19 protein-coding genes are annotated in these 19,974 nt (G+C 43.9%); 13 read left to right on the forward strand and 6 right to left on the reverse strand.

The window, feature by feature from the left end; translation table 11 throughout:
- The first annotated feature begins 124 nt into the window (after nt 1–124).
- From LCL89_RS02080 to LCL89_RS16815, 6 genes are all read left to right on the forward strand, one after another.
- A complete protein-coding gene (locus LCL89_RS02080) occupies nt 125–1,372 on the forward strand; it encodes a DNA polymerase IV (protein WP_224807417.1) in 1,248 nt (415 codons plus the stop codon).
- 78 nt (nt 1,373–1,450) lie between these two features.
- Nucleotides 1,451–1,579 (forward strand): YpzI family protein, encoded by a 129-nt coding sequence (locus LCL89_RS02085; protein ID WP_197316384.1) that lies wholly within the window; start codon nt 1,451–1,453, stop codon nt 1,577–1,579.
- Between the two features lie 22 nt (nt 1,580–1,601).
- Nucleotides 1,602–1,754 (forward strand): small acid-soluble spore protein P, encoded by a 153-nt coding sequence (locus tag LCL89_RS02090; RefSeq protein ID WP_197316383.1) that lies wholly within the window; start codon nt 1,602–1,604, stop codon nt 1,752–1,754.
- A 60-nt stretch (nt 1,755–1,814) separates the two neighbouring features.
- Nucleotides 1,815–2,039 carry a DUF3892 domain-containing protein gene (locus LCL89_RS02095; RefSeq protein ID WP_197316382.1) on the forward strand — a complete coding sequence of 75 codons (225 nt, stop codon included), beginning with the start codon at nt 1,815–1,817 and terminating at the stop codon, nt 2,037–2,039.
- A 189-nt stretch (nt 2,040–2,228) separates the two neighbouring features.
- Nucleotides 2,229–2,930 (forward strand): ABC transporter ATP-binding protein, encoded by a 702-nt coding sequence (locus LCL89_RS02100; protein WP_224807418.1) that lies wholly within the window; start codon nt 2,229–2,231, stop codon nt 2,928–2,930.
- Nucleotides 2,927–5,185, forward strand: a complete 2,259-nt coding sequence (locus LCL89_RS16815) for an ABC transporter permease (protein WP_224807419.1) — start codon at nt 2,927–2,929, stop codon at nt 5,183–5,185. The genes LCL89_RS02100 and LCL89_RS16815 overlap by 4 nt, the downstream gene beginning before the upstream one ends.
- Nucleotides 5,186–5,220: 35 nt before the next feature.
- Here LCL89_RS16815 and LCL89_RS02110 read toward each other — a convergent pair whose 3' ends face one another.
- The 5 genes from LCL89_RS02110 to LCL89_RS02130 all read right to left on the reverse strand — a co-directional run bounded on the left by LCL89_RS02110 (nt 5,221) and on the right by LCL89_RS02130 (nt 10,682).
- Nucleotides 5,221–6,582, reverse strand: coding sequence for an aldehyde dehydrogenase (locus LCL89_RS02110; protein WP_224809533.1), 1,362 nt, complete (start codon nt 6,580–6,582; stop codon nt 5,221–5,223).
- A gap of 14 nt (nt 6,583–6,596) precedes the next feature.
- Entirely contained in the window at nt 6,597–7,523 is a 927-nt protein-coding gene (gene rnz, locus LCL89_RS02115) for a ribonuclease Z (RefSeq protein ID WP_224807420.1), read from the reverse strand.
- A 229-nt stretch (nt 7,524–7,752) separates the two neighbouring features.
- Nucleotides 7,753–8,769 (reverse strand): NADPH dehydrogenase NamA, encoded by a 1,017-nt coding sequence (gene namA / locus LCL89_RS02120; protein ID WP_224807421.1) that lies wholly within the window; start codon nt 8,767–8,769, stop codon nt 7,753–7,755.
- Between the two features lie 3 nt (nt 8,770–8,772).
- Entirely contained in the window at nt 8,773–9,927 is a 1,155-nt protein-coding gene (locus LCL89_RS02125; RefSeq protein WP_224807422.1) for a glycosyltransferase, read from the reverse strand.
- Nucleotides 9,928–9,932: 5 nt separating this feature from the next.
- Nucleotides 9,933–10,682: a glycerophosphodiester phosphodiesterase gene (locus tag LCL89_RS02130; protein ID WP_224807423.1), complete on the reverse strand. Its 750-nt coding sequence runs from the start codon at nt 10,680–10,682 to the stop codon at nt 9,933–9,935.
- Between the two features lie 84 nt (nt 10,683–10,766).
- Between LCL89_RS02130 and LCL89_RS02135 the strand changes: the two genes are divergently transcribed.
- From LCL89_RS02135 to LCL89_RS02160, 6 genes are all read left to right on the forward strand, one after another.
- The gene (locus LCL89_RS02135; protein WP_224807424.1) at nt 10,767–12,389 is read left to right on the forward strand and encodes a M20/M25/M40 family metallo-hydrolase; all 1,623 of its coding nucleotides are present in this window, start codon (nt 10,767–10,769) and stop codon (nt 12,387–12,389) included.
- A gap of 629 nt (nt 12,390–13,018) precedes the next feature.
- The gene (locus tag LCL89_RS02140) at nt 13,019–13,984 is read left to right on the forward strand and encodes an MBL fold metallo-hydrolase (protein ID WP_224807426.1); all 966 of its coding nucleotides are present in this window, start codon (nt 13,019–13,021) and stop codon (nt 13,982–13,984) included.
- Nucleotides 13,985–13,991: 7 nt separating this feature from the next.
- Complete coding sequence (locus tag LCL89_RS02145; protein ID WP_224807428.1) at nt 13,992–14,786, forward strand: SDR family NAD(P)-dependent oxidoreductase; 795 nt, start codon at nt 13,992–13,994, stop codon at nt 14,784–14,786.
- A 183-nt stretch (nt 14,787–14,969) separates the two neighbouring features.
- On the forward strand, nt 14,970–16,184 hold the full coding sequence (locus LCL89_RS02150) for a Y-family DNA polymerase (RefSeq protein WP_224809535.1): 1,215 nt from the start codon (nt 14,970–14,972) through the stop codon (nt 16,182–16,184).
- 63 nt (nt 16,185–16,247) lie between these two features.
- Nucleotides 16,248–16,580 carry an iron-sulfur cluster biosynthesis family protein gene (locus LCL89_RS02155; protein WP_224807430.1) on the forward strand — a complete coding sequence of 111 codons (333 nt, stop codon included), beginning with the start codon at nt 16,248–16,250 and terminating at the stop codon, nt 16,578–16,580.
- A complete protein-coding gene (locus LCL89_RS02160) occupies nt 16,577–16,801 on the forward strand; it encodes a YqkE family protein (protein ID WP_197316371.1) in 225 nt (74 codons plus the stop codon). The genes LCL89_RS02155 and LCL89_RS02160 overlap by 4 nt, the downstream gene beginning before the upstream one ends.
- Before the next feature lie 54 nt (nt 16,802–16,855).
- On the opposite strand, the gene LCL89_RS02165 is transcribed toward LCL89_RS02160, so the two are convergent.
- The gene (locus LCL89_RS02165) at nt 16,856–17,953 is read right to left on the reverse strand and encodes a DUF2515 domain-containing protein (protein WP_224807432.1); all 1,098 of its coding nucleotides are present in this window, start codon (nt 17,951–17,953) and stop codon (nt 16,856–16,858) included.
- A 74-nt stretch (nt 17,954–18,027) separates the two neighbouring features.
- Between LCL89_RS02165 and LCL89_RS02170 the strand changes: the two genes are divergently transcribed.
- Complete coding sequence (locus LCL89_RS02170; RefSeq protein WP_224807434.1) at nt 18,028–19,908, forward strand: terpene cyclase/mutase family protein; 1,881 nt, start codon at nt 18,028–18,030, stop codon at nt 19,906–19,908.
- The last annotated feature ends 66 nt before the right edge of the window (nt 19,909–19,974 follow it).

Consider the following 19,974-nt stretch of genomic DNA (forward strand, 5'->3'; position numbering starts at 1 on the left):
TATTCCTGTATTAGATTTTGTTGTTCGTTCAGACGGTTTTAATCTAATTCTTCTTGTCACTGATAACGGTTTTCCTGCCGTGTTATAATAGAAGAACAAGAGTTCGAGTAAAGGAAGGGTTATTGTGTCGAAGTGGTATCCTAAAAAAGGCCGGGTCATCTTTCATGTGGATATGAATAGTTTCTATGCGTCTGTCGAAATGGCATTTGACCCTTCTTTGAAGGGAAAACCACTGGCGATTGCAGGCAATCCTGAAGAGCGCAGGGGTATTGTAGTCACCAGCAGCTACGAGGCGCGGAAGTTCGGAGTTAAAACGACAATGCCGCTTTGGGAGGCGAGAAAACTCTGTCCGGATTTAATTGTAATGAGACCGAACTTTGAAAGGTATCGAACAGCATCTAAAGAAATGTTTAAAATTTTAGCGGATGTCACTCCCCTCGTCCAGCCTGTGAGCATCGACGAGGGATACATGGATGTCACTGATTGTGCGGATCAGGGATCTCCTCCTCAAATTGCTGAACGAATTCAGAAAAGGATATATGAAGAACTTGATCTTCCGTGCAGTATCGGGATCGCACCTAATAAATTTTTGGCAAAAATGGCTTCGGATATGAAAAAGCCTATGGGAATCACCATTTTGAGAAAGCGTGACTTAAGTCATAAATTATGGCCCCTGCCGATTGAAGAAATGTATGGCGTAGGAGAAAAAACAGGGGAAAAGCTGCGAAAATTAAAAATAGAGACGATTGAAGACTTGGCGAAGCATCCAGTCCTTGATCTTAAAAAAGTGCTTGGTATCAATGGTGAGCGCCTGCAAAACCGTGCCAATGGTCAAGACGACCGCCCCGTGGATCCTGATGCTGTTCATGATTTCAAAAGCATAGGTACATCAACCACCCTGCCGCAGGACACGACAGAAGATACAGAAATTCAGTCGGTACTCCGGCGTTTGTGCAATAAAGTGGAAGCTCGAATGAAGAATAAGAAAGTTCTCACCAAAAATATTCAACTGATGATTCGTTACCACGATCGCAAAACGGTGACAAGAAGCAGGCAGTTAAGTGATTTCATCAGTAAGTCAGATGACTTGTTTCAAGTAGCTCTACAGTTGTTTGATGAACATTGGAATCAAAATCCGGTGAGGCTGCTGGGAGTGACAGCATCCGATTTGGCTGAAAAATCAGAGGTGACCCAGCAATTGGACTTGTTCAATTACGAACAATATGCGGATAAAGAAAAATTGTATCAGGCCATAGACAATTTGACTGAAAAATACGGAAGCAATCCATTCCGCACCATTTCCATGCCTTCTGAAGGTAAGGTTTCCACGAGCTTTCAAAAAGATTTTCTTGATGATTATAAAAAAGATTAAAACCATATTTGGCAAAGATATCATCGTATGCCTCGCTCCCTTTATTTCATACTAAATAGGGAAGGGAGGCTTTTTCTAATGGGCAGAGACCGTCAAGAAAAGAAATTGAAGAAATCGGGGCGAGTAGAGTCTGACAGAAATCAAAGCTTAAGCTACCCTGGTGCCACCACAATGGAGGGACCAGAGGAAGCACGTAAGCGCAGATAGCACCTTCAGAGGAGGATGACCTATGCCGGGCAGAAGAATGGGACCGAAACAACAACGCAGACCGAAGTTGCCGAAATCCCCTGAGCAAGGGATGGGCGAAGCGATGTCTGGTTCACATAAAGTTAAAACAGCGAATCATTCTCGTGACAAACAAAAATCTTCACACGATTTATAAAAGAAAAGGCAGCTGGGATGAGCTGCCTTTTCTTTACTTCTTATCAGGGAGGTGAGGAGTATGCCTGAACGAATAGTAGCAGTCAGAAAAAATGGTCAAGGAAGCATCAAAGAGATGAAATTGTCTTCAGGAACAGTCGTGGATTACAAAACAGCCCACGAAATGGCTAAGAATGGTGAAATTGAACACGTTCAGCTGATAAACGGAAAAGACGGAGAGCTGCACCTTAGAAGTCAGCCTGATGGAGATCCGACGAACAATTTGGATAACATGCCTTCTTTTTGAGAGCCGTCTCAATAACTCTTAACTGATCTTTAACCCGGAACTTGTTTCCGGGTTCTTTTTTTGTGATTACGTAAGGAACAATAGGAAGATTTGGTTTTACATAAAGTCGTTGTAGGTGATGGGATTGTAAAGTAAACTTAAATGAAGTACACATTTTAGTCAAAAATTTAAATGATGAGGGATGAGGCTATGACGATCAACGTGGAGAACGTAACGAAAACCTATGAAAGTGGAGAAGTAACGATTCACGCGCTTAGAGAAGCTACCTTGAAGATTCCCGATCATAAAATCGTAACCATCCTCGGCCCTTCAGGATCAGGAAAGTCTACATTACTCAACGTTATTGGAGGTATTGACCGATTTGATTCCGGAACGTTAGTGGTAGCTGGTCAACAGCTGGAATTTTTGAAAGACCATCAACTGACTGATTTCAGACGCAAATATGCCGGATTCATATTCCAACAATACAATCTCATTCCCACATTAACCGTTCAGGAAAACGTGGAGGTCGGTAGAGAACTGAGCGAAAATCCTCTTGATATGAAAAGCATGTTGGAGAAGGTGGGCATGTATGATAAAAAGGATAAGTTTCCCTACCAGTTGAGTGGTGGTGAGCAGCAGCGAGTAGCCATAGCTAGAGCGTTGATAAAGAACCCACAATTTTTACTCTGTGATGAGCCGACAGGAGCGTTGGACGAGGTGACAGGAAAAAAGATTCTTCGTTTATTAAAGTACGTGAATGAAGAGTTCGGAACAACAGTATTAATCATCACCCATAACCACGGAATCGGTGCAATGGCGCATAAAATCATAAAAATGAGCAGTGGTTCTATCGTTGAATCTTTTGATAATGAATCACCGGTCGATCCTGAGAAGGTGACTTGGGCGTGATACTAAGAAAGTCCATTCTCCGTACAATCAAAGAGAAAAAATTCCAATATATCGGCGTTGTTTTTCTTCTTGTATTGGCGGTGACTTTGTATACATCGTTATCGATGGCCATCAGCACTCTCGACCAACGAAACCGCATATTCAAGAATGATTATAAGCAGGAAACGTTCCATTTTATGACTAGAGAGCCGCTTAAAAACAGTCAACTCCAGGAACTAGAGTCTGAATATGATGTCACTCTTGAAGAAAGAAGATTTCAGGATCTGGATATCGATCAAGACGCTGTATTGCGGCTGTTCAATACTTCTGAGGAAGTGAACGTTCCTTTCGTTTCTCAGGGTGTGATGCCTCAAGGAAAAAACGAAATTGCTCTGGCAAAAGTTTTTGCTGAGCAGCATGGGTACGAAATTGGAGATTCGATTACACTGGCAGGTACAAAAGCTGAAGTGACAGGTTATGTATATCTGCCGGATTACATCTATATGATTCAGCAGCAATCTGATCTTTTGAGTAACCCTGATCAATTCGGGTTCGGGATTACATCAAAGGAAACGCTGGTAAACATTCAAGGGGAAGAACAAATTCAAGTAATTGGATGGTCAGAAACGAATAGTGTTCCTGAGGGCATGCGCGCGAGTGTAAATGAAAAATCGACGTTGCTGCAATTTGTCGGTCATGAAGATAATGCTCGTATTCAATTTGTTGAGAATGAAATCGAAGGAGCACAAACGACGATAACGACACTTCCATTATTCGTTTTAGCATTATCTATAGCGATGGTACTCCTGCTGATGAAGAGGCGGCTTGATTTACAGCGTAAGGAAATCGGGACACTCATGGCTATAGGCTACAGGAAGAATGAATTGATTCGTCATTACTTAGGCTATGCCTGGTTTGTAGGACTTTCAGGCACAGTTTTAGGAACTCTTGCTGGTATCGGTCTTTCGATTCCGCTTTCTAATTTATATGCCCAATTCTTCAATCTGCCTTCCTTATCCTTGTTTGACTGGGATCCGATGGTATTGGTGCTCGGGGTAGCGACTCCTTTAGGGCTTCTGCTTGTGCTGACATTTATAGTGATATGGAGAGCTTTGAAGGTGGATCCTTTGACCCTGCTTCGCCCGAAAGAAATGGCGACCGGGAAAAAGTCATGGCTTGAAAAGCTGCCAGTATTGAACAGTGGAAACTTTATCAAGAGATTCCGTCTACGTCTGATGGTAAGAAGTAAGTGGCGGAGTTTCTATATTTTCCTTGGTGTCATGTTTTCAACTGTCTTATTGTTTTTCGGATTAATCATGTTCAACTCCATGGACCGGCTTGTGGAAACGACTTATGAAGAGATTTATACCTACGACTATGCGATCCATTACAAAACGCTGATGACAGATACAGATGAAACAAAGGATGGCATAAGCCCCTATACCTCAAGTGAAGTGGAAGTCACTACAGAAAACGATACAAACAAAGCTCTTATTTATGGGATCGAACCTGGAACGGAATATTTGAACTTATCTTCAGAAGGTGAAAAATTGAATGATCGTTTAAGCGAAGGAGCAGTTCTCAGTAAACCACTCGCTGCAATCTTAGGAGTCAGTGAAGAAGATGAAATCACCTTGACGAACTCTTTGAATGATGAGAAACGGACGATTGAAGTCGCAGGTATTGCTGATGTCTTTATAGGCACAAGCATCTACCTTCCAAAATCCGAAGTGAATGAATTTTTAGGATTCCCTGGAAATGCCTACACTTCTATATGGCAGGGTCAGAAACCGAAGATGAATGAAAATATATTCATGATAGAAGATAAGCAGAAGGTCATTGAAAGCTTTGAATCCAATTCTGGAGCGACCAAGTCTTCTGTCATAGGAATGGCTGTTTTTGCTGTCATCATCGGAGTGATCGTTCTCACTTTGTTGACGAATTTGATTGTAGAAGAGAATTCTCCTTCGATATCTTTGTTCAAAGTCATGGGCTATCACGATAAAGAAGTTTCAAAGCTGGTTTTGAGCGTATATACGCCTGTCGTAATGCTTTCCTTTTTTGCTTCCATTCCTCTCGCTGTTCTCAGCTTGGAGGGTACGATGAACAGTCTTGTAAAAGAAACAGGCTTTCTTATGCCGACAGAGGTTTCATGGTGGATGGTTTTGATAGGCTTTTCGGTCATTACCTTGACTTATGCTCTATCTTTAACTTTATCGAAACAAAAATTGAAAAAAGTCTCTTTACAAGAGGCTTTGAAAAAGCAGCAGGATTAATAGAAGAACCCCACTCATAGTCGAGTGGGGTTTCTTTATCCTAAAATCCGTTTGATTAAGGCCAGCCCTAATGTTGACCCGGGATAGCGGAAGTTTTGATCGAATTTCGTCGTTTGTTTCATTATGCTCTTCTTATGGGTGAATGTATCGAAACTCGCTTTTCCGTGGTACTGACCAATTCCGCTTTCTCCGACGCCTCCGAATGGGAGGTTGGGGTTCAATATATGATAAAGGGTATCATTGATGCAGCCACCGCCAAATGATATGGAGTTCGTGATTTTTTCCTGTTCCGTTTCATCGTTCCCGAAATAATATAAGGCAAGCGGCTTTGGACGGCGGTTGATTTGTTCTATGACTTCATCGAGATGATCGAAGGTCAAGATAGGCAGGATGGGACCAAAAATTTCATCCTGCATGATAGGGTCTGCCCATGTAACTTGATCGAGAATCGTAGGCTCCATCTTTTCGAATTCTGAGTTCATGCTTCCACCAGAGACGACAGTTCCCGTTTCAAGGTAGGAGGAAAGACGGTCGAAATGTTCCTTGTTAATGATTTTTACGTAATCCGGGTTATCTAATGGACGCTCTCCATAAAATTCTTTGATGTACTTCTTCATAGCATGAATCAATGGAGCTTTCACTTCATGGTGGACAAACAGATAGTCCGGAGCAATGCAGGTTTGACCTGCATTCGTATATTTTCCCCAGACAATCCGTTTTGCCGACAACTCTATGGATGCATCCTTTTGAACGATAGCAGGGCTTTTGCCCCCCAGCTCAAGCGTGACAGGGATGAGTTGCTGGCTTGCTTTTTCCATGATGATTTTTCCGACTTTTACACTACCTGTGAAAAATACATAATCAAGCGGTTCCTCTAACAGTTTCTGGGTGACTTCTTTTCCACCTTCGACCACGGATATGATATAAGGGGGGAAGTAATGTTCAATCATTTTTTTCGTCACCCAGGCGACTGTCGGAGTCAATTCTGAAGGTTTGATGATGACCGTATTTCCAGCAGCAATCGCTCCTATTACAGGAGCAAGCGCAAGCTGAAAAGGGTAATTCCATGGACCGATGACCAGCACAGTCCCATATGGCTCTTTATGTATGAAATTTTTCGTCCCTGTATGCGTAAAAGGGGCTTTCACTTTTTCAGGCGTCATCCAATGCTTAAGATTTTTCAAATGATGATCGATTTCACTTTTCAGAAAAGCGATTTCTGATGCGTATGCCTCATATTCGGATTTGTTCAAGTCGAATTTTAAAGCATTGATAATCGGCTTTTCGAAGGTGTCCAGCATTTTTCTCATCTTCTGCAATTGTTCTTTACGGAAAGAGTATTCCTTCGTGTGTCCTTCACTGAACCATTTTTTTTGCTGCTGTACAATCGGATGCATCATAAAAAAACCTCCTAGTTATTACGTGGAATCGAATGTCTGTAAAAATCGTAAGCGATAACGGTGTTTTTAAAGATTTCTTTTGCTTCAGCTTCCAGTTTTTCTATGGCATCTCCCTGGTATCTGGAAGAAATATGATTGAGAACGAGCTGCTTGACTTGCGCCTCTTTTGCGAGCGTTGCTGCTTGTTGGACGGTGGAGTGATAATAGTCGTGAGCCATCTCTGTTTCTTCACTTGCAAAAGTTGCTTCATGGACTAATACATCAGCCTCTTTCACATGGTGTTTCAATTCCGGAATGTAGCGGGTGTCACCTAGAATGGCGATTTTACGCCCTTTTTTTGGCGGTCCGATCACGTCGTCACGCTGAATGACGCGCCCATCTTCCAATTTGGTTTCCAGCTGACTTTTAATTTTTTGATAGATAGGACCCGGCTGGATTCCGAGCGCTTGTAATTTATCGGGCTGCAGTTCACCGATTTGATCTTTCTCTTTTAGAATATACCCAAAGCTTTCCAATCCATGCTCGAGTTTGACTGCTTCCACAGAACAATTATCATCTTCAAATAGAATTCCTTCATCCACTTCCTTTATATGCAGCGGGTAGCGCAAATGCGTCCCACTCAGTTTTAGACTAATGTCGATATATTCTTTTAACCCTCTTGGTCCAAACACGGTAACCGGAGTTTCCCCGCCCTGGAAAGAGCGGCTGCTCAATAGGCCGGGAAGACCGTATATATGGTCTCCGTGCAGATGTGTGATGAAGATCATTTCTATCCGTCGAGGTCGAATTGGTGTGTTGAGAATTTGGTGTTGGGTTCCTTCTCCACAATCAAAAACCCATGTCGTCCCTCGATCTTCCAGCATGCGGAGGACGAGCGAGGACACATTCCGTTCTTTTGATGGGACACCGGATCCCGTGCCTAAAAAAAATAGTTCCATATGTACAACCTCCTATTATGTACCATCATACCACCCGTACTTGTTCTATACACTCCATAAGAAAAAAAACTGCCGAATTAGATCGACAGTTTTTATAAAGAGTGGAAAATACGCAAAGTTGAGCTGAAATCCTGCAATCAACAGATGAAAATACGCAAAGTTGAGCTGAAAAACTGCAATCACCTGAGGAAAATACGCAATACTTGGCTGAAATCCCGCAATACCTTCTTTACCAAGCTCTCGTATATTGACGTGGACCTTCCAAAGGGAAGTCCATTTCATCTGCGGCCTGCTTCGGCCAGTAAGGGTTTTTCAGTAACGCACGTGCAAGGAATATCAAATCTGCACGGTCATTTTGCAGAATCTCTTCTGCTTGAATACCGCTGGTGATCAGCCCGACTGCTCCTGTAGCAATTTCGGCCCCTTCTTTTATTTGTTCGGCGTATTTCACTTGGTAACCAGGGTAAGGTTCAATAGCCGCCGGAACGACGCCCCCTGAACTGACATCTATCAGGTCGACGCCTTGTGCCTTCATTTCTTTTGAAAAGAAGATGAAATCATCCATCGTGTTGCCATCTTCTTGATATTCGTCGCCGGAAATCCTCACAAACAATGGTCCTTCCCATACTTCCTTCACAGCTTCAATGATTTCCCGCAGGAAGCGGTATCGTTCTTCACGATCACCACCGTATTCATCTGTTCGGTCGTTCGTCAAAGGAGATAAAAACTGATTGATGAGATACCCATGAGCTCCGTGCAATTCAATGATGTCAAACCCTGCTTCCTTCGAACGCCTTGCCCCTTCTTTGAAGGCTTGTATTGTCCGCCTGATATCGTTCTCAGACATTTCAGTCGGCTCTTTCAAAGATTCATTGAATGCTTTTGGGCTTGGAGCGAAAATTTCATCATTCAGATTCGCCTTACGCCCCGCATGAGCGAGCTGGATGGCAGCTTTAGCATCATGGCGGTGAATGGAGGCTGTGATATCTCTTAAACCTTCTATATGCGCATCCTCCCATATCCCTAAATCTTCGTGGGAAATCCGTCCTTCCGGCAGAACAGATGTCGCTTCTGTCATGACTAGGCCGACTTGTCCGGCCGCCCTGCTTTCATAGTGGGCTATATGGAACGGCTGTGTATGACCATCTTGATCATAAGCGGAATACATGCACATCGGTGACATGACGATGCGGTTCTTCAAGGTAACATTTTTTATGGTAAAAGGTGAAAAGAGTTGGTGCTTCAATGATTAGTCCTCCTCATTATTTCGGAAATGCTGCTTCAATTCTTTTAATGTATAACGGCTTCCTCGCCATTCAATCCCTCCACGAATCCACGTCAGAACCAGTGCACGCGCTAACATATACACGAACAACAGGGCGAAAATGGGAAGAGCGAACACGAGACGCAGCGGATAAGTGGTCAGCCGTTTTGTCGATAAGGCATACAAATAAAATAACAAAACGACGTTCAAACCGCTAATGATTTGAACTGCACCAACCGGGCTGAACAGAAACAGGAACGGAAACAGATGGGAGACAAAGACCCCGGCTAAGGCTGTCAGGGCGAGGGGGATGGAGTAATTCAGGCCCGCAAAAGCATTTTTCTCAAAACCTCGCAAAGCCGCTTTTGTATTCGGATACCACTCGACAGACAAGCTGTTCAGAGCTGTAACGAGGTTTTGTCGGTACCCTTTTCTTTTAATACGCATGCCAAGGGCAAGGTCATCGTCAGGACGCATTTTGATCGCTTCATGTCCGCCGATGGACTGATAACAGTCCTGAGTAAGCAGTTGGAATGCGCCTACACCCATTCCGCCTTTATTATTTTTTAGATTCGCTGTCCATGGACGTTTCAAATAATTGAAGCCGAATAGGAAAAAGGAAATGAGCCCTCTCAATAAGAAGGAATTTCCCCTCAAGTCTGGAGCGGCAGTCAAATGGTCAAGCTCTTTCTCTTTCATATAAGTCAAGGCTTTTGCAAGGGCTTGACTTTCGAACTTTATGTCTGCGTCTGTGAAAAGTAAATGAGTACCAGCAGCTGCTGATACTCCACGGGAAAGAGCATGATTTTTGCCAAGCCAACCAGAAGGAAGGTGTTCAATATTCATCATTTTTACATTGGGATAGACCTCAGCTAAATCTTTCATAATTGCACCTGTCTGGTCCTCGGATCTGTCATTGACTGCAATAACCTCCAGGTTGACTTTCCTCTGATTCAGTAATGACATAATGGTTTGTCGGATGGATTCCTGTTCATCCTTCGCAGGGATGATCACCGAAACAAACTCGTCCATTTCTACAGCCTCTACATTATCAATGGAAGGAATTTTCTTAAGACCAATCAAAAAATCGACCAGAATGACGGTCCAAAAGATGGCCAATAACAATAGTAACCAAAACATATACATTATCCTTTTCTATTTTCTTTGTACAACTGTCGATATTCCAGCGCCTGATGGGGAACATCGGTGAAAAAAGCGTCCACGCCGAGTTTGAAGCACTTTTTCATCATCGCAGGTCTGTTGACAGTATAAATTCTTAAGTCAAGCTTTTGTTTGTGACAGCGCTTGACCAGTTTTTTATCTAACAGCCGGTGTTTGACGTGAAGCGCGTCCGTACCGAGTGATTTCGCGTATTGAGGCAGGTTACGCATATTTGTGGATGTGAGAAAAGCTGTCTCGACAGAGGGGTTGATCTTTTTCATACGGGTGAGGCTGTCCGGATTGAAGCTCGAAATGACCGTCCGATCCAGTACATGGTGATCTATCAGACAGTCATATACGATTTGTTCGATGTTCTTATACTCGATGACATTGGTTTTCAATTCGACATTCAAAAACATAGGGTGATTTTTAAACCAACGCAAAAACTCATCGAGTGTTACAATATAAGTGTCAGAAAATTTAGGATTAAACCAGCTGCCGGCATCAAGTAGGCGTAGTTGTGCATATGTATAGTCTTGTACGAAGCCTGTACCGTTTGTCGTCCGGCGTAAATTTTCATCGTGAATGAGAACAGGGACTTGATCTTTGGTCAGTTGAACATCCGTTTCAATTCCCTCGGCACCTGCAGCACAGGCAAGTTCAAAAGCTGGCATCGTATTTTCAGGGGCTAGTTTACTTGCTCCTCGGTGGGCATAAATCATAGTTTTGACCATCGGAAATCACCTCTTTTTTTCCAGTGGGACTTGATTTTGATTGTGTTCGATTATTTAAGAAAAGTCAATGAAGGAGTGTCGCAAATGAGAAAGTGGCAGACGAAGGAACAATTGACCGATCTCCTTTGTTCTCTTGTAGAACATCCGAGTATCACACACAGTAACGCAGAAATCGCAATCATGGAATACTTATATTATATTTTAGAAGATCGTAAATATTATCAAAACCATCCTGAACACTTGAATTTGCATCCTTTGGAAGATGGGCGCCAGTTATTGACAGCTCTTGTGAAAAAAGGCGATGCCAAGGAAACGATCGTCCTCATTGCTCATGCTGATGTCGTCGGTGTAGAGGATTACGGTTCGTTTGAAAACCTGGCTTTTTATCCGAAAGAGCTCACTCAGGAGTTACATAAAATCATTGATGACCTTCCAAAGGAAGCTGCCCGGGATCTTTTGTCCGGTAATTGGCTTTTCGGCAGGGGAACGATGGATATGAAGGCAGGGTTGACGGTGCACTTATCCTTGTTGGAGAAAGCTATGGACGGGGATTTCGAAGGGAACCTGCTTCTTGTCGCCGTACCGGACGAAGAAGTCAATTCGGAGGGGATGCTTGCAGCTCTGCCTGTACTGAAAGAAATCAAAGACCGGGAGAGCCTCGACTATAAAGTTTGTATGAATGGGGAGCCGATGTTCAGTAAATACCCAGGAGATCCTGCTTACTATCTTTATACCGGTTCCATCGGTAAAGTCCTTCCCGGTTTTTTATGTTATGGAAAAGAAACGCATGCTGGTGAACCGTTCGCGGGGTTGAATGCAAACTTGATGGTCAGTTATCTGGCGCAGGAGATGGAGTTGAATGAAGCATTCATCGAGCAGGTTGATGACGAGAGGACACCACCTCCGATCAGCTTGATGCTTCGCGATCTGAAACATGAGTACTCCGTCCAGACGCCGCAGGCAGCGGTTGCCATGTATAACGTGCTGTACATGAAACAAACCATTCAGGATATCAATGAAAAATTATTGCAGGCGGCGCAGAGAGCAAGAGCAAAAATCATCAACCACTATCATCACCAGGCTGCTTTTTACTTAAGTGGAACTCAGACTTCAGCCTATTCGCCCGATATTAGAATTTTAACGTTCGATCAATTGTATAAAGAAGCGGTGATAAGGTATGGGGCACAAGAAGTTGAGCGCCGCCAAAACCGGTTAATCAATCAGCGCGATCAAGGAGATCGAGATTTTTCAACGACACTTGTCCAATCGCTGGCTTCCTTGTGTAAGGATATCAGCCCGATGATCGTTTTATTTTATAGTCCACCTTTCTACCCGTCTGTGTCATCCCATCATGATGAATGGATCCAAGCAGGTGCAAAAGTAGCGATGGACTATGCGAAAGAAAAGTTCTCCGTCGATTTGGCAGAGGTGCAATTCTTTACTGGGTTATCGGATTTGAGCTTCGTCGGACCGGTTCCGAACAAGTCTCCGATGGAAGACTTGTTGAAACAAATGCCGCTACAGGGGAATGGATATGAACTGCCGACGGAGGCGATGGAGTCCGTCACTATGCCGATCATCAATATCGGACCTGTAGGCAGGGACCCGCATCAGTGGACGGAACGGCTGGAGTTGACGTACAGTTTCGAAAAACTGCCTGAAATTATGACGAAAACTATCCAGTATTTCTTTCAAACTAATCAATAAATCCTGGCATTTCACGAAAAGGGCTTCTTTAACAGGAAGCCTTTTTTATTGGCTCTGTTATTGCTTGCTGTTGTCATTTCACATGTGAGCTCATATCAGCTTTTTCCGACCTGGGTATTGTATGAGGCAGCCTTTTAGAATGCCTCCCTTTCCGTAGGGTACCGTGAGCCTCCTCAGGCTGCGCCTTCCGGGGTCTCACGATGTACCTTTCTCCTACAGGAGTCTCGCCATTCTAAAAGGCCGCCTCTTCAAAGTAGGAGGATCGGAAAGACCATAACTGAAGTCCGTTACACCAACTACGAACGGGATGGCAGGGAAAACAGGTAGACTCCTGCGGGAAAAAGGAACAAGGTGAGACCCCGGAGAACGAAGTTTGAGGAGGCTCAGCGTTCCCCGCGGAAAGCGGACTGTTTTCCCTGCCATCCCATGCTCTGAGTAAATAACGGACCGGAGACCTAGTCTCAGACCGGGACTATTTAGTAATCGTTTAAAATATCAACAACAGACTTTAACAGAGCCTTTTTATTAGGAATGAAGTAGTGGAATAGTAAGAGAAAAGAGATTTTATATTAAAATCATGCTACAATAAGTGAATAATGAATGATCATTCAGTGTGTGGAGGATACGTGATGCAGACCATGAAAGATACCATTAAAAAAATCACTTTACCAACGCCTTATGCCGTAGGGGATGTCCATGTATACTTATTGGAAGGGGACCGTCTGACCTTGATCGATGCCGGAGTGAAAACGGATGATGCGTGGCAGGCTCTAGTAAAACAGCTTGCAGAATGTAGCTATACACCGGAAGACATCGAACAAGTCGTTTTGACTCATCATCATCCCGATCATATGGGACTTGTGGAAAAGCTTCCGAATGTGAGCAGTGTAGCCGGACATCCGAAACTACGACCCTGGCTGGAAAGAGATGAAACTTTTTTCAAACGTTACGAACAATTCTTCTATGAAATGTATCAGGAATCAGGGGTGCCGGAACAGTACTATCCTTTGCTGAAACGGTTGAAAAAGCCACTTGAATTCAGTTCCAAAGGATCGCTTACGAAAGAGCTGACGGATGGGGGAGTCATTCCAGGTCACGATGAATGGGTGACAGTGGAGACACCAGGGCATGCTCAAAGTCATATATCTTTTTACAGGGAAGCGGACGGCGCATTCATCGGAGGAGATCATCTGCTCGAGCCCATTTCGTCTAATCCTTTGTTGGAACCGCCTTATGAAGAAGGTGAAGAGCGTCCTCGTCCTTTGCTTCAATACCGCGCATCCATGGAAAAGTTATTGAATTTCGATATTCAGATTGTATATCCCGGTCATGGCAAGGTCTTCGATCAAGCTCATGCATTGATTCGCAGACGCTTGAAAAAGCAGGTGGAACGCGCTGAAAAGGTTTTAAAAATGTTTGAAGACGGTCCTTTAGGTGCATATGAAGTGTGTAAACAACTTTTTCCGAAACATATCGAAAGCCAATTCGGCTTGACGATGTCAGAGACCATTGGTCAATTGGATTACTTAGAACATACCGGACAATTAAAAACGTCTTATTCTGGTCTGCAGAAATTATATTATGTAAACAGGTGATGCTTTTATGAATCGATTGGTAAAAGAGAAGAAAGTGATGATAACCGGAGCTTCGAGCGGAATCGGCCAATTCCTGGCCATCCACGTAGCGCGTCAAGGTGGTGTGCCGATCTTAATTGCAAGGTCCGGGGAAAGACTGCATATCATCTCAGAAAAGATTGAAGAGACGTTTGGTGTATCCTGCTATTGGTATAAGGCGGATCTTTCTAATGATGCAGAATGGAAGGACGTCATCGACCGTATCTGCTATGAACATGGATCGTTGGATGCTTTGATCAATAATGCAGGAATGGCTGTGTTCGATCTTGTTTCTGAAGCGAAGTGGCAGGATATCGACCGGATGCTCTCTGTCAATGTGAAATCATTGTTTCGGGCGACACATCAATTGCTGCCTCATTTCCTACAGCAGGGGAACGGCCACATTGTAAACATCGCTTCACAGGCTGGAAAGATGGCAACACCCAAGTCTGCCGTATACGCTGCCACTAAACATGCAGTCATAGGCTTCACCAACGGATTGAGGATGGAAGTCGAAAAAGACGGCATTTTTGTCACATCCGTCAACCTTGGTCCAGTGAGGACGAATTTCTTCCAACAAGCTGATCCTTCAGGCAATTACGAAAGGGCTGTCGATCGATTCATGCTGGATCCGAATCATGTTGCACTGAAAATCGTCGATTCCCTATTTACGAAACAACGGGAAATCAACCTTCCTGTGTGGATGGATTCAGGGAGCAAAGTTTATTCACTCGCCCCTGTATTGATGGAAAAAGCGATGGGACGACAATTCAATAAGAAATGATGATGAACCATAGACGATTACGTCTATGGTTTTTTATTGCGCAAGGAAACGATTCCCTCTTGAAAATACGAACATATATTCGCATAATAAGGATATACTAAAAATAAAGAGGGGGTGCAGAACGTGAACAATCCGAAGATCGATTATTCGAAATACCCGGACCGTGGCATTTTGTGTGTCGATATGAAAAGTTTTTATGCCAGCTGTGCTGCGGTCGATCGTGGTCTCGATCCGCTCACCTGTCCACTTGCTGTTGTTGCTGATATGAACCGGAAAGGAAGTGTTGTGCTTGCAGCAACCCCTGCGATGAAAAAACAATACGGGATCCGTACCGGGAGCCGGTTATTCGAAATTCCTTCGTCACCGGATATCGTCATCGTTTCTGCGCAAATGAGAAAATACCTGGAAATCTCTACGCAAGTAACCAACCTTTTTCATAAATTCGTACCGAAAGAATCCATCCACACGTACAGCGTTGATGAAAGTTTTTTGGAAGTCGGTGAAAACCGAGGGAAGTTCGGGAACCCGGAAGAAACGGCTGAAATGATCATTCGTGAATTAAAGGAGACGTTTCACCTTGATGCCGCCATCGGCATTGGTCCGAATATGCTTCTCTCTAAACTATGCCTGGATCTTGAAGCGAAGAAAGTCGGTGTGGCTCGCTGGACGTTTGATAATTTCAAAGATCGTTTGTGGCCTGTCGCTCCCCTGGGAGAAATGTGGGGGATCGGTCCGAGGCTTGAATACCGGTTGAATCGAATGGGGATCTGGTCGGTCGGACAATTGGCCAATTACTCGCTGGACCGGTTGGAAAAAACATTTGGTGTCATTGGGAACCAGTTGTTCTACCATGCGAATGGAATCGATTTGTCCGATCCAGGTGCTCCGATCATCCATGGGCAGGTCAGCTATGGAAAAAGCCAAATTCTCCTTCGTGACTACCATCGTCCAGAAGATGTCAAGTATGTCATTCTTGAAATGTGTGAAGAAGTGGCGCGGAGAGCGAGGAAAAAAGGCCACGCCGGCCGTACGATCTCCCTTGGAATCGGCTACAGTAAAGCTGAAGCAGGAGGAGGATTCCATCGATCCATCACAATCGATCACCCGACGAGCATTACGATGGACATCTATCACGCCTGCCTCACCTTGTTCGATCGCTTTTATAATGGAGGTACCGTCCGTAAAATATCAATTTCTCTCGGCAACATTACAGAGGACTCCGATATCCAGCTCGACTTGTTTGATACGGAGCGGGATAAAAAGAGAGATCTCGGTTATGTAATGGATGAGATCCGCGATCGGTATGGACAGGATATGCTGCTGCGCGCGGTTTCCTGGACAGAAGCAGGTACAGCCCGTCACCGAAGCCGTCTCGTTGGCGGCCATTACGCAGAGTAGAGACAAAAGGATTGCGCAAGCGCCCAGGATTTCTTATCATAGAGTCCATAGGAGGGGTGTCCGATGAAATTGAGGATGACCGACAAAGCAAAACAACAATTAGAACAAATGAAAGATCCAAATCGACCGATGATCCGGTTATTCTATGATACAGAAGGCTGCGGGTGTGGCGTTAATGGTCTGCCTACGATCCGGTTGGAGAGCGAACGCCGTGCCACTGACGAGGAGGTAGAAAATGAGGATTATCCCGTCGTCATCGATCACCAGCAGGCCACTTTTTTCAAACCTGACATGAAGCTTGACTTTGTGAAAAACAGCTTCCGCTTAAGCAGTCCTGATGGCATCTTGAATCCGATCATCTCGACGAAAGATGTCAAAGAAGGTGCGACGATATGAGTAAGAAGAAGCAGGAACAAGGTTCCCTCGGAGATCATTTGAATGCGGATGTATTGAAAAAGCTCCGGTCGAAGAAATCAGAGCTGAAAGAACAGGAGGAAGTGCGTCAGGAAGAAGAGCGCAAACGCCGTCTTGAAGAGAAAAAAAGGAAAGAAGCGAATAAAAGCTTTGAAGAGCTGCTGAATGAGAGTGACCTGGACTGGAAATCATATAAGGAATAAGTGAAGAGCGCCCCTCAGTGGGCGCTTTTTTTAATTTTTGTGCCATGAACATTACTATTCACGACGGAAGAACACCTTTTTGGTGAACACGGCGAACTCCAGTTTTTCAATGGTGTCACAATAATGTTCTTCGATGTCTCCTGTATGTCCTTTGCCATCCTTTTTAAAATAAGGGAATACTTTCATATCTTTAAACCAATCCCCGGGTTTGGCTGACTGATGGGTCCAGTCTTCCCAAGCCTTCTCCAATGTCGGGCTGAAGATACGAGGAGCCCCTGCCCCCATCTTACAAGGTTTTTCAGCAGATTCACCTGGTAAAGTCTCTTTTACGTCGTTAAAAACTTCAGGCCAGTAATCTTTGCGTGATCCCGTGTGAGGATGATCTCCAGCCCAAGATACAATGGCCTCTAACTTTTCTGAAAATAACAGCTTATATAGGACGATTCCAATCGATATGCGGTCATGCAGAGACGAAAAGTGGTGGACAGTATCGCCGACCAACTTCGTTTTCTTTTCATCAAACGGAAATAGAATTTGATTCATGTCAAACAAGTCTTGAAGTTTGAATGAAAGAGTCTCAACAACCGTGTCTTTGTATAGGGAATTGTGAACGACACGGTTTTCAATATAGTTTTGCTCGTTGATGATGAGCGCAGTTGTCAATAAGCTGCTTGATTGGTGTTCCCAAAAATGCTTCCAATTCGGAATCATGAATGAGGAAACACCAATTGCCGGAAGCAAATGAAAGAGAGGTGTACCTGCTTTTTTACTTTCGGCATACAACAGTAGTTGTGGATAGGCATCTTGAAAAATAAGCCAGTTGCCTCTTTCCAAAAATACGAAAAAATCAATTTGTTCTTTGCCCGTAATCAGGCGCGGAAGGAATTCCCCTTTCAAGTCCGTCATGTTCCACCCGGCATTTCTGGATACAAGGTGAGCGAGTAGAGCCCAATGGATTTCTCGGTTCTTTAGATAAAAATTCAAATAAGCCATTGTTCTGGTCACATTGTTGCGATTTTCGTTTTGAGTAACAACACGGATACGATTGATCAAAGCTTTTTCTTTCATAGAAAGGGAAGGTGTTTTGGCGGGGTGCTGTAAATAATCCTTCAAATGTTTTTTAAGTTGTTGTATAGGTTTATTCCTCCACATTGACACTTCCTCCTTCTATCAATTGCTCTTGTGAATAAGTATGGGGTAATCAACGATGAAATGGGTGGATAGCAATGATCGAACAGGTTCAAATGGAAATGGACAGATTGGTTCGTCAGCTCCAAGCTGATCAACGCGAAGATGGCTCATGGGATTATGCATTTGATACTGGGATCATGACAGATGCTTACATGATTATTTTATTGCGGATACTGGAAATCGATGACGAAGAGTTGGTTTACAAGTTGACACAGCGGATAGAAAGCAAGCAGGAAGATAACGGGAGTTGGAAGCTTTACCATAATGAAAAAGCGGGGAACCTTTCGAGAACGATTGAAGCATACATCGCTTTACATGTTTCTGGCGTGTATTCAAAAGAGTATCCTGCCCTGCAAAAATCAAAACAGTTCATCATCGCTCATGGGGGTATTGGGAAAGCAGGAGCATTTACAAAACTCCTGTTGATTCTTTTAGGGCAGCGCTCTTGGCCCAAACATTTTCCAGTCCCCATCGGTGCTCTTTTATTACCTTCCTATTTCCCGGTCAATATTTACCGTATTTCTGTTTTCGGCCGTGCCAATATCATTCCTATTCTTCTCTTTGCCCACCAAAAATATCAAGTGGATCTTTCCATTGACTTATCGGACTTACAAGTTAGAAATCATGAAAGTGATCACACAGAATTCTTTCAAATGGAAGAGTGGCGGGGGTATTTCAATTCTGCTATTGATCAGTTCAAGTCCTATTTGCATACTTTTTTTCATTTTAATCAAGCGGCGGTCGACTTCGCCAAAGAGTACATGATGAAAAGAATTGAACCGGATGGCACATTTCTAAGTTATTTCAGCTCGACTTTTTACATGATTATCGCTCTTTTATCTACCGGATATGAAAAAACAAGTCCTGTTATTTTAAACGCAGTTGAAGGACTTAAAGCCATGGAGACGACGATTGATGGGTGGCCTCATATCCAATATACGACGGCAGGTGTGTGGAATACATCCCTGATCAGCAGTGCACTTCAGGAAGCGGGTGTGGAAGCTGAAAATCCTATGATTGTGAAGGCCAATCACTTTTTATTGACACGCCAGCATACCCTGTTCGGGGACTGGATTCTTCACAATACACGGGCGCTCCCTGGGGGATGGGGGTTTTCAAATATAAACATGATCAATCCTGATGTTGATGATACGACTGCAAGCTTAAGAGCGGTTATTGGTCATTCGATCCTTCGTCCTGAATGGATGCAGGCATGGTCCCGGGGGCTGCAATGGACATTAAGTATGCAGAATGATGACGGAGGTTGGCCGGCATTTGAAAGGGGGGTAGGGGATGAACTTTTGAAGTGGGTGCCTGTGAAAGGAGCAGCATTCGTTTTATCAGATGCTTCCTCTGCGGATCTTACAGGAAGAACATTAGAATTTCTCGGAAACACTTCGAAATTGAACAAAGACCACCCTCAAATGATAGCCGGTAAAAAGTGGCTCAAGGAAAATCAACGCGCGGATGGCTCATGGTATGGAAGGTGGGGGATCTGCTATATCTATGGAACGTGGGCGGCCATGACCGGTTTGATGGCCGCCGGGGAAAAACAGACCACACCTGCCGTTCAAAGAGGTGTGGATTGGCTGGAGCGTATTCAAAATAAAGATGGGGGATGGGGAGAGTCTTGTGAAAGCGATCTGAAGAAACAATATGTTCCATTGGAAAAAAGCACACTCACCCATACGGCGTGGGCACTGGAAGCATTAATAGCTGTCTCAGACTTTCCTACTGATCAAATCAATCGAGGGATTCAGTATTTGGTGAAGGAAGGGCAGGGAACAGGATGGGAGTACGATTACCCGAAAGGGCAGGGGATGGGAGGAGAATTTTATATCCATTATCATAGTTATCGTTACATTTGGCCTCTCCAGACGTTAAGTCGGTATATAAAGAAGTATTCATTTCTGTAAAACATTATACAAATATAGCAGGGAATTGACTGGAAAACTCGAATTGTAATAGAAAGGAAACCATTT

The organism is Halobacillus yeomjeoni (assembly GCF_020171525.1).
Classification (GTDB): Bacteria; Bacillota; Bacilli; order Bacillales; family Halobacillaceae; genus Halobacillus; species Halobacillus yeomjeoni.